This window comes from Armatimonadota bacterium, from assembly GCA_031459855.1.
Taxonomy (GTDB): domain Bacteria; phylum Sysuimicrobiota; class Sysuimicrobiia; order Sysuimicrobiales; family Humicultoraceae; genus Fervidifonticultor; species Fervidifonticultor primus.
The window spans coordinates 2061876-2076231 of record JAVKHP010000001.1 but is presented as its reverse complement, the minus strand read 5'-3'; the positions used below and the strand labels follow the sequence as shown (position 1 = coordinate 2076231).

Genomic DNA, 14356 nt, shown 5'->3' with positions numbered 1-14356 from the left:
CAACGCCTCTCCAGCTCCGGTTCCTCATGATGAACGTTCCCCCCCTCGAGTGTTGTGAGGGAAGCGTATCGGGAGGGGCGTTCGCAAACCGTTCGCGCCGGCGTTCGGCGTCGGCCGGTCCAGGCCGTCCAGGATGGCCCGGGCGTCCAGCAGATCGGGGGTATCCAGGCCTTCCGTAAAGCGCGCGTAGATGGGCGCCAGCAGGTCCCGCGCGGCGCGGGCCTGGCCCCGCGCCGCCCAGAGACGGGCCAGGCTCGCAGCGGCCCGCAGTTCAAGGGAACGGCTGGACTGCGACCGGGCGATCTCCAGCGCCCTGCCGAACCAGGCCTCCGCGGCATCGGGCTGGCCGAACTCGCCCTTGAGCCGGTGGAGTTCCGCGCTCCACCAGAGGTCGTGGTTTCCCGCGGCCGTAGCCAGCGCGGCGTCGAGCACTGCTCCTGCCTGATCCATCTGTGCGGCCCGCGCATGGGCCCAGGCCAGCAGCGAGAGATAGTAGGGCCGCCGCGTCTCCGCGCCGATAGCCCGCAGGTTGTCCATGCCCCGCCGGATTTCCGCGACGGCCCCTTCGCCCGGACTGGTTTCCGCCACGGCCCAGCCGCGGATGATCCGCCCCCACTCGCCGTAGTAGGCGAAGCCGTACTTCCCGCAGATCTCCAGGAGTGCGTCCGCGTATCGCCAGATCGCTTCCAGATCGCGCCGCAGCTGGAACTGCACGACGGCGTGCGCATAGGCGAGCGCCTGGCTGTAGGGATGCCCGAACCGCTCGGCCAGAGCGATGGCCCGCAGGCTGCGCTCGCGGGCCCGATCGGGATAGCCCGATAGCCACAGGGTGTGCGCCTGCCAGGCGAGGGTGAATACGCCGAGGTCCGATCCGTAGAGCGACGGATGATGGTGCTCGAAGTCGTGGTGCGCGACGGCCTGCTCGAACATGTGCAGCCCGCGTTCCAGGGCGCCTATGCTCGTCAGGCTTCCCCCGAAGGCGTGGCGGCCTTCGGAAAGCCGGGTCGCCTTCCTCTCGGTCAGCTCGTGCAACGTTCCGGCGATCTCGAGAGATCTACGGATGTTTCCCCGCACGAAATTGACTGCCCACAGGCCCCACAAGCATCGCACGACGGCCTGAGCGTCTCCGAAGCGCTCGCCGAGCACGCGGACGCGCTCCAGGACCGACTCCAGTTCGGGCGCGGCGTACCCGCGGGCAGCATTGAGCGGCGAGGTGAGGGCGAGGTGCAGGTCGAGTTCTCGCCGATCGCGCTCCAGGCTCTGGGGGAGTTGCTGGAGGAGCGCAAGCGCCTTCCCGTAGTCGCGGATCGCCTCCTCGCTGGCGCACACGTTGTTCGCCATCCTGGCCGCGCGCTCGTAGAACTCGATCGCCCTCGTCGGCTGCCCCGCGTGTTCCCAATGCGCGGCGAGATGCGCGCTGACGCGATCCAGGTCGGACGCGTGCAGGATCTCCAGCGCCTGCGCGATCCGCCGGTGCAGCAAGCGGCGCCTGGGGGGGCTCACTTCCGCGTAGGCGACCTCGCGGATGCGGTCGTGGCTGAAGTCGTAGGCGTCGCCTGAATGCTCCCGGACGATACGGCGTTGCCACAGTTCGTCGAGCGCGCGGACCAGCTCTGCCTCATCGAGGTCGCTGGCTTCACGGAGCAGTTCGAATCCGAAATCGCGCCCGATCGCGGCCGCGAGATGCGCGAGTTCACGGGTTGACAGCGTCAGCTGGGTGAGCCGCGCCGCAATGACGGCCTGGACTTTCGGAGGCAACGCCGTCGCACCGGGTCTGCGGAGGGCATCGTCGCCGAGCGGCAGGCCGGCCCGGGCGATCTCGATGACGAAGAGCGGATGGCCCTCGGTCTGCCGGAACAGGTCCGCGCGGGCCTGCGCGTCCAGGGTGCGCTCGGCGACGTGTTGGGCGAGCGCGACGGTCCCGTCTTCGCCCAGGGGGCCCAGTTCGATCTCTTCGAGTTGTTCCAGGTTACGCAGCTCGAGGAGCAGTGGCGCGAGAGCCGGGTTGTCCACCTGCTCCTCGGTGCGCAGGGTGCCCACCATCAGGAGGCGGGCCCGAGGGTCGAATCGCAGCAGGTAGTGCAGCCACTCCAGCGTGTCGCGGTCGCACCACTGCAGGTCATCGATCAGCAGCAGGAGCGGTCCGGCCGCCAGGACGGTCCGGGCCAGCGCCTCGAAGAATCGCCGGCGCTGCCAGCCTTCGGTGAGCGGCTCTGGATGTGGCAGGTCCGGGCGCTCGGTCAGAAGTTCAGGGAGAAGCCGCGCAATTTCGGCGAGCCAGATGGGCTCCAGCCGTGGCAGCGCAGGCCGCAGCGCCTCGGAGCGCAGCCAGTCGGTGATGGGCGCGTACGCAAGGCGGCCTTCGGTCGCGTACGCGCGCGTCCGTGCGGCGGCAATGCCCTGTCCGGCGCACCAGGCCAGCAACTCCTCCCCCAGCCGCGTCTTGCCGATCCCAGCCTCACCGGAGATGATCGCCAACTGCGCATGGCCGTTCGCGGCGCCGTGCCAGATCGAGAGTAGCCGCTGCCACTCCTGCTCCCGACCGACGAGTGGAAAACTGGCTGCCAGCCCGGGGGGCCTGACCTCTCCTGCCTCCACCTCGAGCAGGCGCCTGTACATGTCCTGCGTGGCGGGATCGGGCTCCGCGCCCAGTTCGTGCCGCAGGACTGTTACGCACGTGTGGTACACGTGGAGTGCCGCGGCGCGTTCACCGCTCAGGGCATAGAGCCGCATCAAGCGGCGATAGGTCGCTTCACGCAGCGGGTCCAGTTGCAGGAGGCCGCGCGCGTGACGGATCGCGGCCGCGAACTCCCTGCGGTACTCGAGGGCCTCGGCGAGATCCTCCAACGCTTTGTGATAGCGCTGCCGCAATCGTTCGCGCTCGGGCAGGATCCATTCGTCGTAGCACTCAGGGAGCAGATCGCCATGACACAGCGCGACGGCTTCCTCCAGTTTCCCTCGCGCCGGTGGTTGGGTGGCGTAGGCGCACGCCAGGGTGTCTTCGAACTCTGCCACGTCGAACGTAAACGGCGCATCGGTTCGCCACCGCAGCACTTTTCCTTCCACGTCGAGGAAGCGCTCGGCATTTGGCAGGGCACGGCGCAAATGGTGCAGTTCGCGGCGCAGGTTTGTGAGCGCCTGCGCCTCGGTCGAGTCGGGCCAGACGACGAACGCGATCCGCTGCCGTGACTGGGGTTGATGCCGGGTGAGAAGCAGGTAGGCCAACAGAGACTGCTGCCGGACGGTCCGCACGTCTGTGACCGGCCGCCCGTCGCTGGTCAGGCGAAAGCCGCCGAGCAGTTCGATCCGGAGAGCCCGCTCTGCCATTGGCGCACCCGCCTGCACCGCAGGTAGCAAAAGTGGGTGAGCCTTCGCGCTGGAGGAGAGGACTCCTCCTCCCACACGGGTCGCACTGGCGCTCCCTGGCCTGACGGACTAGCCGGCCACCGAAGAGATCGACGCCCGAAGCGCAGGGGGGAAGAGCTTCGGGCGTCGCGCTTGGTAGCGGGGGGAGGATTTGAACCTCCGACCTTCGGGTTATGAGCCCGACGAGCTACCAGACTGCTCCACCCCGCGTCGCACCACCTATGATAGCCAACCCGCCGCAGCGGTGTCAACGCGCGCATGGCGGTGCACCTGCGCCCGTCCTCGACGCCTCGGACACCGGGCACCGCCCCCGGGAGGTCGGCGGTAGGACGCGGACGACCGCGCGACGAAGGCGATCCCTGCCATGATCGCCGACCTGGTCATTCGCGGGGGCACGCTGGTCACCGCGGCGGGTGCGCGCCGCGGCGCGGTCGCCATCGCCGACGGGCGCATCGTCGCCGTCGATCGCGACGACGCCATGCCCGAAGCCCGCGAGGTCCTGGACGCCACGGGCCTGCACGTGCTGCCGGGCATCATCGACACGCACGTGCACCTGCGCGACCCGGGGCGGACCGAGCGCGAGGACTGGCTGTCGGGCACCCGTGCCGCGGCGGCGGGGGGCATCACGACCATCCTGGAGATGCCCCTGGCGATCCCGCCCGTGCACAGCGCGGCGCTCCTGCAGGCGCGGGCGGCGCACGTGCAACCCCGCTCGATCGTGGACTTCGCCCTCTACGGCGCTGCCAGCGGCGACAACCTCGACGAGCTCGAGGCCATGGCCGCCGCGGGCGCCGTGGCCTTCAAGACCTTCCGCACCCGCGCGCCGGCCGGCCGCGAGCACGAGTTCACCGGCATCTGCTGCCCCGACGCCGGGCAGATGCTGCGGGTCATGGAGCGGACCGCGCGCACGGGGCTGCTGCACGCCGTGCACGCCGAGGACCAGCAGATCCTCGATGTGGCCGAGGCGGCCGTGCGTGCCGCGGGGCGCCACGACGGCCGTGCGCACGCCCTGGCCCGGCCCGAGGCGGCGGAGGTGGCGTCCGTCGCCCAGTGCATCGCCCTGGCGCAGGCCACCGGCGCGCGCCTGCAGGTCGTGCACCTCAGCACGGCCACCGCCGCGGCGTGGGTGGCGCGGGCCAAGGAGGCAGGCCTGCCGGTGACCGCCGAGACGTGCGCGCACTACCTCATGTTCACCGACGACGCCCTGGCCCAGTGGGGCCCGTTTGCGAAGTGCAACCCGCCGCTGCGGCCGCTGGAGACGCAGCAGCGCCTGTGGGAGGCCGTCCGCAGCGGGGTGATCGACGTGCTGGGCACCGATCACGCGCCCTACCTGCCCGAGGAGAAGGCGCCCTACGTCGACGACATCTGGGGCGCCGCGGCCGGCCTGCCGGGGCTGGAGGAGTTCGCGCCGCTGCTGCTGACCGCCGTCGCGCGCGGCCAGCTGGACCTGCCGCGCCTGGTGCGCCTCACCAGCGAGAACCCCGCCCGGCTGTTCCGCCTGTGGCCGCGCAAGGGCGCCCTGGTCCCAGGCGCCGACGCCGACGTCGTGCTGGTCGACCTGCAGGCGGAGTGGGTGCACGACCACCGCACCCTCTACACGAAGGCCCGCGACGTGGCCCTGCTCTACGACGGACTCCGCCTGCGCGGCCGGCCGGTGGCTACGCTCGTGCGCGGGCGCGTGGTGATGCGCGACGGCCAGGTGGTCGGCGAGCCAGGCTGGGGCCAGTGGGTGCGGCCGCAGACATGACGCGTCGCCCGTACAGACCGTGCCCCGCATGGCGCGCACCCAGGGGCGTGCGCCGCGGAGGCCCGGACACCCCGCATGCCGGAGACCGTGAGGTGCGGGTACGGGCGTTTTCATGAGCCGCGCTCTCTACGCCGGCACGTCGGGGTTCAGCTACCCCGAGTGGCGCGGGACGTTCTACCCGGCCGACCTCCCCGCCGACCAGATGCTGGCGTTCTACAGCCGCGCCTTCCCCACGGTCGAACTCAACACCACCTTCTACCGGTTCCCGCGCCGCGCGCAGGTGGACGCCTGGCGCCTCGCCACGCCCCCCGGCTTCCGCTTCGCCGTCAAGGTCCACCGCACCATCACGCACCTCAAGCGGCTGCGCGACGTGGACGAGCTGGTGAGCGTGCAGCTGGAGCGCGCCCGATGGCTCGACGATCGGCTGGGCCCGCTGCTGGTGCAGCTCCCGCCGTCGCTGCGGCGCGACCTGCCGCTGTTGCGCGCGTTCCTGGCGCTCTTCCCGCCCATGGCGCTGGCCGTGGAGTTCCGCCACGCGTCGTGGCACACGGACGAGGTCTACACGGCGCTCGACGACGCGCAGGCCGCGCTGGTCGTCATGGAGGCCGACGACGACCCGCCGGTGCTGCGCTTCGTCGGACCGTTCGCGTACCTGCGCCTCCACCGGTCCGGCTATGGTGACGACGCGATGGCCGCCTGGGCAGCGCGGGTGGTCGACCTGCTCGCCCAGGGCAGGGACGTCTACGCCTACTTCACCCACGAGGACGGGGCACCGGCGCCGGCCTACGCGCAGGCGCTGGCCCGCCGTGTCGCACAGATGCGGGGTACCGCCGGCGGGTCTGCCGGCACCGACAGCACCGGCGGTGGCGGCGGGCCGCCACGCCCGGCACCGGCGGGCGCGCCCGGGCACCATACAAGGGAACCGAAAGGCGGCAGGGTGCGTAGAGGAGCCCGGAAGGGTACGCCGCTCCGGTAGGTCCTGATGATACGGGAGGGAGAGATGCGCAGCACCCGGTTCGTCGCAGTCTGTGTGGCCGTCGTCCTGGTTGCGACCGGCGTCACCGCCGGCGCCTACGCCCAGGACCTCTTTGGCATCATCAAGACCCTGGGCATCGGGTACGCCGTACGGCAGTTCGCGCCGCAGATCAACAACTTCATCAACGACCTGCTGCAGAACCGCGGCGTCGCCGTGCGCCAGCAGACGAAGGTGGTGCCCATCCTGAGCCTCGCCATCGGCGTGGGCAACCCGGGCGGCGCCTACATCGGGGCGGCACAGGTCTCGGGGCCGGCCGCGGCGGTCAATCGCGTCCAGGCCGTGGCCCTGCTCGAAGCCGACTTCCAGACGGCGTTTCGCATCAAGGCCTACGTGCCCGTCGACAACCTGAAACCGTGGGAGGCGTTCCGGCGCGTGCCCGGCGTGGGCGTCTCGGCCATCGTGGACATCCGCATCTGACCGGGGCGTCGCACGGCGATCCGGCCGGGCCTTCGCGTCCCCCATGATGACGGCGCGGGGACCTTCATCATCGACCCAGGGCGTCGCATGGCGATCCCGGTTGGGCCCCTGGCCCCGGGCCTGGGGCCCGGGGCCGCGCCGCGGGCGCAAGGGTCCGGAGCGGCTCAGTCGAGTTTCTTCTGGAAGCGAGCCACGCTCACCATGAAGAAGAGCACGCCCAGGGCGGCCATGGGGAGGATCTGGTCCCACAGGTCCGCCAGCCCCGCGCCCTTGAGGATCACCCCGCGCACGATCACCAGGAAGTACGTGATGGGCAACCCGAAGGAGAGCCACTGCAGGAACGGGGGCATGCCCTCCCGCGGGAACATGAACCCCGAGATGATGAGCGTGGGCAGCAGGACGAAGAACGACGCCTGCATCGCCTGGCGCTGGGTGCGCGAGACCGTGGAGACGAAGATCCCGAGGCCCAGGCTCGAGAAGTAGAAGAAGAACGTCACCAGGTAGAGCAGGGCCAGGCTGCCACGGATCGGCACCTGGAACCAGAAGGCGGCGATCAGCAGCGCCAGCGTGATGTCGGCGTACCCGACGACCACGTAGGGCAGGATCTTCCCCAGCATCAGCTCGCCGCGGCGGATGGGCGTCACCACCAGCTGCTCGATGGTGCCGAGCTCCCGCTCGCGCACGATGGCGATGGCCGTGAGGCTCAGGGTGATGTTCTGCAGCACCACCGCCAGCAGGCCGGGTACCATGAAGTACGTGCTGCGCAGGTCGGGGTTGTACCAGGCGCGGGTCCGCACCTCGATGGGCGCCTGGAGCCCGCGCCCGCCCAGCTGGCGGCCGACGATCTCCAGCGACGCCACCCGACCCAGGGCTTCGGCGGCGCCCAGCGCGCTGCTGGCCACCAGCGGATCGGACGCGTCTACGATGACCTGCACGGAGGCGCCCAGCCCGCGCCGCAGGCGCACCGCGAAGTCGGGCGGCACGACGATGATCACCCGGGCCCGCCCCCGCTGCACCAGCACCTCGGCGTCGGCGAGCCGGTCGAGGTGGTAGCGCAGCGCGTAGTACCGGGTGTTCGCGAACCGCTGCAGCAGCGCCCGGCTCTCGGGGGTCCGCGAGTGGTCCACGACCGCCGCGGGCAGGTGCTGGACGTCGGTGGTGATGGCGTACCCGAACAGCAGCAGCTGGATCACGGGCAGCAGCAGCGCCATGGCCAGCGTGCGCCGGTCGCGCACGAGCTGGATGAACTCCTTCATGACGATGGCCCCCAACCGCCGGGTCACCGCGCGCCCTCCGATCGCTGCCCGGCGGGACGGGGCGGGGCCGTCCTGTGGTCCTGCCCCGCGGCCTGCGGCCCGGCCGCTGCCTCGGTGTGCCGGCCCGCTACCAGGGCCACGAAGACATCCTCCAGGGCGGGCGCGCGTGGTGCGACCGCGCGCACGCGCACCCCGGCCGCGGCCAGGGCGTCGGCCAGGGCCGGCGCGGCCCGGTGGGGGTCGGCCACCAGCGCGTGGATCGCGGTGCCGTAGAGCGCGGCATCCGTGACGAGCGGGGAGGTGCGCACGACGTCGAGGGCGCGCGCCCAGGGGTCGGCCTCGACCCGCAGCAGCGCGCCGGGTAGGTGCCGTCGCTTCAGCTCGGCCGGCGCGCCCTGGGCCACGATGCGGCCGCCGTGGATGAAGGCCAGCCGGTCGCAGTGCTCGGCCTCGTCCATGTAGTGCGTGGTGACCATGACCGTCGTCCCGTCCTCCGCGAACCGGTAGATCAGGTCCCAGAACTGCCGGCGGGACAGCGGGTCCACGCCCGCGGTGGGCTCGTCCAACAGCAGCAGCTCGGGCCGGTGGAGGATGGCGCAGCCCATGGCCAGCCGCTGCCGCCAGCCGCCCGAGAGGGTGGCCACCAGGTCGCGCTCGCGGCCGGCCAGTCCCGCCATGGCGATCCAGTCGCGCACCTTGCGGCGTCGCGTCGCGGAGTCCAGCCCGTAGACGCGCGCGTAGAACTCCAGCTGCTCGACGACGGTCAGGTCGCCGTAGAGGCTCGCCCGCTGGCTCATGTAGCCGATGCGGGGCCGCAGTCGCTCGGGCTCGCGGGCCGGATCGTACCCCAGCACCTGCACCTCCCCCGCGGAGCGATCGAGGAGCCCGCACAGCATGCGGATCGTGGTGGACTTGCCCGCGCCGTTGGGACCCAGGAAGCCGAACACCTCGCCCCGTCGGATCTCCAGGTCGATGTGGTCCACGGCGACGAAGGCCCCGAATTGTTTGGTCAACCCCCGGGCGACGACGGCCGGCTCGCTCATAGGCCGGGAACGCACGGTCTCACGAGTGGCCGTCCGGCCCGGCGGGCGCAGCGGCCAGGAGCGCGATGAAGGCGTCCTCCAACGACGGGGCTGCTGGCGCCACCGCTGCCACGGCGATGCCCTGGGCCTCGAGCGCCGCCCGGACGCGCGGTGCCGCCCTGGCGGCGTCGGGAACCGTCAGGTGCAGCGCGTCGCCGAAGATGCTGCCGGTGCGGACCTCCGGCAGCGCGCGGGCCACGGCCAGCGCCCGCCGCCGCGGTTCGGCCCGCACCTCGAGGAGCTCGCCAGCGACCTGCGCCTTCAGGGCGTCGGGGGTATCGACGGCGAGCAGCCGTCCGCCGTAGAGGAGGCCGATGCGCGTGCACCGCTCGGCCTCGTCCATGTAGGGCGTCGCGACCAGTACGGTGGCGCCGCGCCGGTTCAGGTCGTAGAGCAGGTCCCAGAACTCGCGGCGCGACACGGGGTCGACGCCGGTCGTCGGCTCGTCCAGCACGAGCACCTGGGGCTCGTGGAGGAGCGCGCAGGCCAGCGCCAGCTTCTGCTTCATGCCGCCGGAGAGGTGTTCGACCAGCGTGTCCGCGAACGGTTCCAGCCGTGCGAAGGCCAGGAGTCGCTGGAAGCGGGCGGCCATGGCGCGTGGGGGCACCTGGTAGGCCTCGGCGAAGAAGCGGAGGTTCTCGACGACGCTGAGGTCGCGGTAGAGCGCGAACGCCTGGGGCATGTACCCCAGCTGGGACCGCGCGACCTCGGGCGCTGTGGCGAGGTCACACCCCGCAATCCGGATGCGCCCTGCGGTGGGGTCGAGCACGCCGGCCAGCATCCGGAAGAAGGTCGTCTTGCCCGCGCCGTCGGGACCCACCAGCCCGAACACCTCGCCCGCGGACACCTGCAGGTCGAGCCCCGCCACGGCCGTCACGGTACCGAAGACCCGCGTCAGCCCTTGCGCCTCGACGGCCGGTGGCACCGGGCCGCCGCCAGACGCCGGAACACGAGCTGCGGTCAGGTGCCCCACTATGGCGGCCCGGCCAGTGTGATCCGGGCATCGGCGGGCATGCCGGGCTTGAGCAGCCCGGCGGGGTTCTCCAGCGTGATGCGCACGCTGAAGACCAGCTTCACCCGCTCCTCACGGGTCTGCACGTTGCGGGGCGTGAACTCCGCCTGGCTGGCGATCTCGGTGACGGTGCCCGGGAACGGCCGTCCGGGGAACGCGTCCACGAAGACCTGCGCCGGGGCACCGGGCCGCAACCGGCCGAGTTGCGCTTCCGGCACGAAGACGCGCAGCCACACGCGGCGCAGGTCGGCCACGGTGAGCAGGGGGATGCCCGCGCCGACCACCTCGCCTGGCTCTACCGTCCGCGCCAGCACCACGCCGTCGATGGGCGAGCGCAGCACGGTGTTGGCCCGCAGGGCCAGCGCGTGCCGCAGCGCGGCCTCGGCGCTGGCGACCGCCGCCGCCGCGGCCGCCACCTCCTCCTGGCGCTGGGCCACGAGGTCACGGCCGGCGCGGGCGCTCGCCGCTGCAGCATCGGCCTGCTCCCGCTGGGCCAGCGCCGCTGCCAGGTCCTGGCGACGGATGGCCACCTGGCGCCGGGCGGCCTCGGCCAGCGCCAGCGCCGCGCGGGCCTGCTCGACCTGCTGCGCCGCCGCCGCTTCCTGCGCGGCTGCGGCGGCCTCCTGCGCCGCAAGGGCGTCGACCGCCGCCCGGGCCGCGTCCACGGCCTGGGCGGCGACTGCGCCCTCGCGGAAGAGCGCCTGCGCCCGAACCAGGTCTCGTCGGGCCTTCTCGAGGTTCGCGCGCACGGCGTCGCGCGCGGCACGGGCCGCCTGGCGCGCGGCCTCGGCCGCCGCCACGGCAGCCTGTGCCTGTGCGACCTGCTGACGCGCCTGGTCTTCCTGGAGCCGCAATGCCTCGCGGGCCTGGCCCACCCGGGCGGCTGCGGCCTGCACGGCAGCCTCGGCCTGGGCCAGCGCGGCCGCGGTCTGCGTACGCTGGGCGCGCAGCGCCGCCTGCGCCTGCGCGAGCCGCGTGCGCGCCGCGGCCACGCCGGCATCCGCTTGCGCTACCTGGGCGTCCAGCTCGGCCGCATCGAGGCGGACCAGCACCTGCCCGGCGCGGACGGCGTCCCCGGCGTCGACGGTGACGTCGCGTACGCGGCCGGCGATCCTGGCCGCGATCTGCACCTGCGTGGCCTCGATCGTGCCCGAGCCCTCGACGTACGGCGCGTTCGCCGCGCGCCGGTCCGCCACTGCGCGGCTCGCGGCGTAGACGGCCAGCGCCGCCGCCAGCGCCACGAGCACGATCGGCAGGTGCCCTCGCCGGGCCCCGGCCACGCCGTCCCTCCTACTCGACCGGGCCGCCGACGGCGCGTTCGAGCTGCGCCCGCGCCACGTTGACGTTGAACAGCGCCTGCACGCGGTTGGCCTCGGCCTGCGCGAGCGCCGCCTGCGCGGTGATGACCTCCAGGTTGGTGGACACGCCGGCTGCGAAGCGCACGTTCGCGATGCGCAGCCCTTCCATGGCTTGCTGCACGGTAGCTTCCGCGGCCGCCACCTCCTCCGCGGCCGACGCCAGAGTCAGGAGCGCACGGCGTACGTCCAGCTCGATGGTCTGGCGCAGCTGGACCTCGGCGGCCCGCAGCTGCGCCACGCGCGCCTCGGCCTCGCGGATGCGGTGTGCAGTCAGGCCGCCGTCGAACAGGGGCACGGTGGCGGCCAGCGTCAGGCTCCACCCGAACGCCGCCGACGTCCCCAGGCCCGCGGCGGTCGTGTTGCCCCAGGTGGGCCCGCCGGTCAGCACCAGGGCCGGGCGCGCCCCGGCCCGGGCCACCTCGATCGCGGCGGCAGCCGCCGCGATCCGCGCCCGGTGCTCGGCCAGTTCGGGGCGCGCGTCCAGGGCGCGGCGCACCAGCGCCTCCGCCGCGGTACGCACCGGCACGACGGTCATGGTCTCACGCGGCTGCAGCAGGGTGTCCAGCGGCTGGCCCACGAGCGCGGCCAGAGCGTGCTGCGCCAGGGCCAGGGCGTTGCGCGCGCGGATGACGCCCTGTCGGGCGTTGGCGGCGTTCACCTCGGCGGACACCTCGTCGAAGCGCGGCGAGGTCCCGGCCGCGACGCGCGCCCGCGCCACCCGGAGGTTCTCCTCGGCTGCGGCCAGCGCGCGCTGCGCCACCTCGACCCCGGCCTGGGCCAGGAGCATCTGGTAGTAGGCCTGCTTGGCCTCCAGGATCAGCTGCTGCTTGGCGCGTTCCAGCGCCGCCTCGGCGCCCTGGACGTTGGCGCGGGCCAGTGTTACGGCCGCCTCGATGCGCCCGCCGGTGTGGAGCGGGTACTGCACGGTGAGCGCCGTGGTGTAGAGGTCGGCGGTGGGTGGCGGCAACGGGATGGTGATGGGCGTGGGCACGCCGGGAATGGTGCCGCCCGGGATGACGATGGCACCGCCTTCCCGCTCGTTGAGCCGCGTGTACGACCCGGTCAGCACCAGGGTGCCGTTGCGGGCGGCTTCGGCCTGCGCCAGCTGCGCCCGGGCGACTGCGACCTCGAACGCAGCGACGCGCAGCGCCGGGCTGTGCTGCGCGGCCAGCGTCAGCACCTCGGCCAGCGTGATCGGCCGGGCGGCCTGGGCGGACGCCGGCGGCGCGGGGACCAGCGCGGCAGCCACACCCACAGCGAGGCCGAGCAGCACGGGGCGCTGCGCGGCCACACGGACGTTCATCGCGACGACCTCCTCCCAGACAGCGCGCGGCCGGCTGGCGCCGGTCGCGCAGGATCGGCGAACACCCGGCGACGGCGCAGCGGGGCAGACGCGCTCACGACGCCGTCTGGGGACGGCGGACGAAGCCCACAGGATCGTGTGCAGCGCGCCGCGGGGCCTGACGGCTCCCGCGCCCCGCCACGCCTGCGCGGCTCCGGTCTCAGCGCCAGCGCGCCAGCCCCGGATCGTGGGCGAGCATCCAGGCCTCGTTGAACCGCCAGGGTGACAGCGCCTCCGGCCGCACCACGACCCGGGTGCTGGTCCAGACGACCTCTTCCCGCGGGTGCGGCCTGCCGTCGGGCAGGTGGCGCCATTTGAGATCCTCGATGAGGAACCAGACGAAGTGCAGGTAGGACGACGCCACCACCTCGCACACGTCCATCACCCCTGCATCGAACACGCCCACCGGCGACTCGCCGTAGGGATCGGTGCGGTCCAGCAGCAGCACGTAGGGGTTGCCCGCGCCGTCGTTGCCCACCTCCACGAACTCCTGCGCCCACCCCAACGGGCCCCAGTAGGCCCGCGCCTGCCGGGTGGCGAACACCAGGTCCAGCGCCGACTGCACCGGTGGCACGCCGTGGAGGGGGTCGGTGATCAGAAAGCCGCCGTTGAAGGCGAGCAGCACCATCCGCATCGAGCGCGGCAGTCGCACGCTCAACTCGCGCTCGGCCCGGCGGATGTCGCGCTCCGCGGCCGGCGGGTTCAGGCGCACGACGCCGGGGCCAAAGTAGCCCAACGCCGCCCAGATGTCGTCGAGGGTCACTGCCGCTCCTCTGCGCCATGGGTGCCCGCGGTCTCGAGGTAGGCACGGATCCACCGGCTTGGCCGCACGATCGCCTCGCCCGTGGCTCCCGCTCCGGCATAGGTGACGAGCGCGACGTAGCGCTCCACCAGCTTCTCCGCGGGCTGCTCCGCTTCTACTAATACCCCGATGCCGGCGACTTCAGCCCGGCACTCGCGCATGAGGTCGTACACGCCTCGAGCGGTGCCGCCGCCCCGGAGGAAGTCGTCGATGAAGAGCACCCGGGCGCCGGGCGGCACGGCGCGCAGCGGCAGCGTCATGGACTGCACGAGGCGCGAGGAGCCGGAGACGTAGTTCACGCTGACGGACGGTCCCTCGGTCACCCGGCCGTCGCGCCGCGCGGTGACCAGGGGCACGTTGAACGCACGCGCGGTCATCAGCGCCAGCGGAATGCCCTTGACCTCCATGGTCAGGACCACGTCGGGCCTGGTCGCCTCGAACAGGGTGGCGAACACCTCGCCCAGGTCGGCCACGAGCCACGGCAGCGCCAGCAGGTCGCTGGTGAGGAGGAACCCACCGGGCAGCACGCGGCCGGGTTCCCGCAGGCGCGCGCACAGCTCGTCCACCAGCGCGCCGATCTGCGCGGGCGTTCGGGTCGGGCTGTAGCGCACGCCGCCCGCTGCCCCGGGCAGGGTCTCCACCCGCCCCAACCCGAAGCGCTCGCAGACGCCCCGCAGGAACCCCAGGTCCTCGCTGATGGTCGAGCGGGCGGCGCCCAGCAGGTCCGCGAAGGTGGACAGCGGGATCAGCCGGTGGGGTGCGCGCAGCAGCGTGTGCGCGATGACGACCATGCGCTCGCCGCGGCGCAGCCGGCCGCCGGGCCGCTGCGCCTGGCTGGCCTGCGGCGTCGAGGCGGGAGCGCCCCACGGCTCCCCGGCTGCCGGGGCACCGGGCGCCCTGCGACGGCCCGGTCCGCGGTGCTGGCGCCCGGTCGTCAC

At 72.9% G+C, this 14356-nt stretch carries 11 protein-coding genes and 1 tRNA gene; 3 read left to right on the top strand and 9 right to left on the bottom strand.

The window, feature by feature from the left end; translation table 11 throughout:
* Positions 1 to 24: 24 nt before the first annotated feature.
* On the bottom strand, positions 25 to 3327 hold the full coding sequence (locus QN157_09455) for a BTAD domain-containing putative transcriptional regulator (GenBank protein MDR7555822.1): 3303 nt from the start codon (positions 3325 to 3327) through the stop codon (positions 25 to 27).
* A gap of 172 nt (positions 3328 to 3499) precedes the next feature.
* A tRNA-Met gene (locus tag QN157_09450) sits at positions 3500 to 3576 on the bottom strand.
* Positions 3577 to 3730: 154 nt separating this feature from the next.
* On the opposite strand from QN157_09450, the gene allB reads away from it, so the two are divergent.
* The 3 genes from allB (at position 3731) to QN157_09435 (ending at position 6566) form a co-directional block, all read left to right on the top strand.
* Positions 3731 to 5113, top strand: a complete 1383-nt coding sequence (allB, locus tag QN157_09445) for an allantoinase AllB (GenBank protein MDR7555821.1) — start codon at positions 3731 to 3733, stop codon at positions 5111 to 5113.
* A gap of 112 nt (positions 5114 to 5225) precedes the next feature.
* Positions 5226 to 6089 (top strand): DUF72 domain-containing protein, encoded by an 864-nt coding sequence (locus tag QN157_09440; protein ID MDR7555820.1) that lies wholly within the window; start codon positions 5226 to 5228, stop codon positions 6087 to 6089.
* A 24-nt stretch (positions 6090 to 6113) separates the two neighbouring features.
* Positions 6114 to 6566: a hypothetical protein gene (locus QN157_09435; GenBank protein MDR7555819.1), complete on the top strand. Its 453-nt coding sequence runs from the start codon at positions 6114 to 6116 to the stop codon at positions 6564 to 6566.
* 164 nt (positions 6567 to 6730) lie between these two features.
* On the opposite strand, the gene QN157_09430 is transcribed toward QN157_09435, so the two are convergent.
* From QN157_09430 to purR, 7 genes are all read right to left on the bottom strand, one after another.
* Complete coding sequence (locus QN157_09430) at positions 6731 to 7849, bottom strand: ABC transporter permease (GenBank protein MDR7555818.1); 1119 nt, start codon at positions 7847 to 7849, stop codon at positions 6731 to 6733.
* Positions 7846 to 8865, bottom strand: a complete 1020-nt coding sequence (locus QN157_09425) for an ABC transporter ATP-binding protein (GenBank protein ID MDR7555817.1) — start codon at positions 8863 to 8865, stop codon at positions 7846 to 7848. The genes QN157_09430 and QN157_09425 overlap by 4 nt, the downstream gene beginning before the upstream one ends.
* A gap of 19 nt (positions 8866 to 8884) precedes the next feature.
* Positions 8885 to 9829: an ABC transporter ATP-binding protein gene (locus tag QN157_09420; protein MDR7555816.1), complete on the bottom strand. Its 945-nt coding sequence runs from the start codon at positions 9827 to 9829 to the stop codon at positions 8885 to 8887.
* A gap of 47 nt (positions 9830 to 9876) precedes the next feature.
* A complete protein-coding gene (locus QN157_09415) occupies positions 9877 to 11196 on the bottom strand; it encodes an efflux RND transporter periplasmic adaptor subunit (protein ID MDR7555815.1) in 1320 nt (439 codons plus the stop codon).
* Positions 11197 to 11206: 10 nt separating this feature from the next.
* Entirely contained in the window at positions 11207 to 12577 is a 1371-nt protein-coding gene (locus QN157_09410; protein MDR7555814.1) for a TolC family protein, read from the bottom strand.
* A gap of 199 nt (positions 12578 to 12776) precedes the next feature.
* On the bottom strand, positions 12777 to 13379 hold the full coding sequence (locus QN157_09405) for an SMI1/KNR4 family protein (protein ID MDR7555813.1): 603 nt from the start codon (positions 13377 to 13379) through the stop codon (positions 12777 to 12779).
* A complete protein-coding gene (gene purR, locus QN157_09400) occupies positions 13376 to 14356 on the bottom strand; it encodes a pur operon repressor (GenBank protein ID MDR7555812.1) in 981 nt (326 codons plus the stop codon). The genes QN157_09405 and purR overlap by 4 nt, the downstream gene beginning before the upstream one ends.

Bases quoted from the DNA above. Each gene is read 5' to 3' on its own strand.
- allB (MDR7555821.1), top strand. From the start codon at position 3,731: ATGATCGCCGACCTGGTCATTCGCGGGGGCACGCTGGTCACCGCGGCG.
- QN157_09425 (MDR7555817.1), bottom strand. From the start codon at position 8,865: ATGAGCGAGCCGGCCGTCGTCGCCCGGGGGTTGACCAAACAATTCGGG.
- QN157_09455 (MDR7555822.1), bottom strand. From the start codon at position 3,327: ATGGCAGAGCGGGCTCTCCGGATCGAACTGCTCGGCGGCTTTCGCCTG.
- QN157_09410 (MDR7555814.1), bottom strand. From the start codon at position 12,577: ATGAACGTCCGTGTGGCCGCGCAGCGCCCCGTGCTGCTCGGCCTCGCT.
- QN157_09435 (MDR7555819.1), top strand. From the start codon at position 6,114: ATGCGCAGCACCCGGTTCGTCGCAGTCTGTGTGGCCGTCGTCCTGGTT.
- QN157_09440 (MDR7555820.1), top strand. From the start codon at position 5,226: ATGAGCCGCGCTCTCTACGCCGGCACGTCGGGGTTCAGCTACCCCGAG.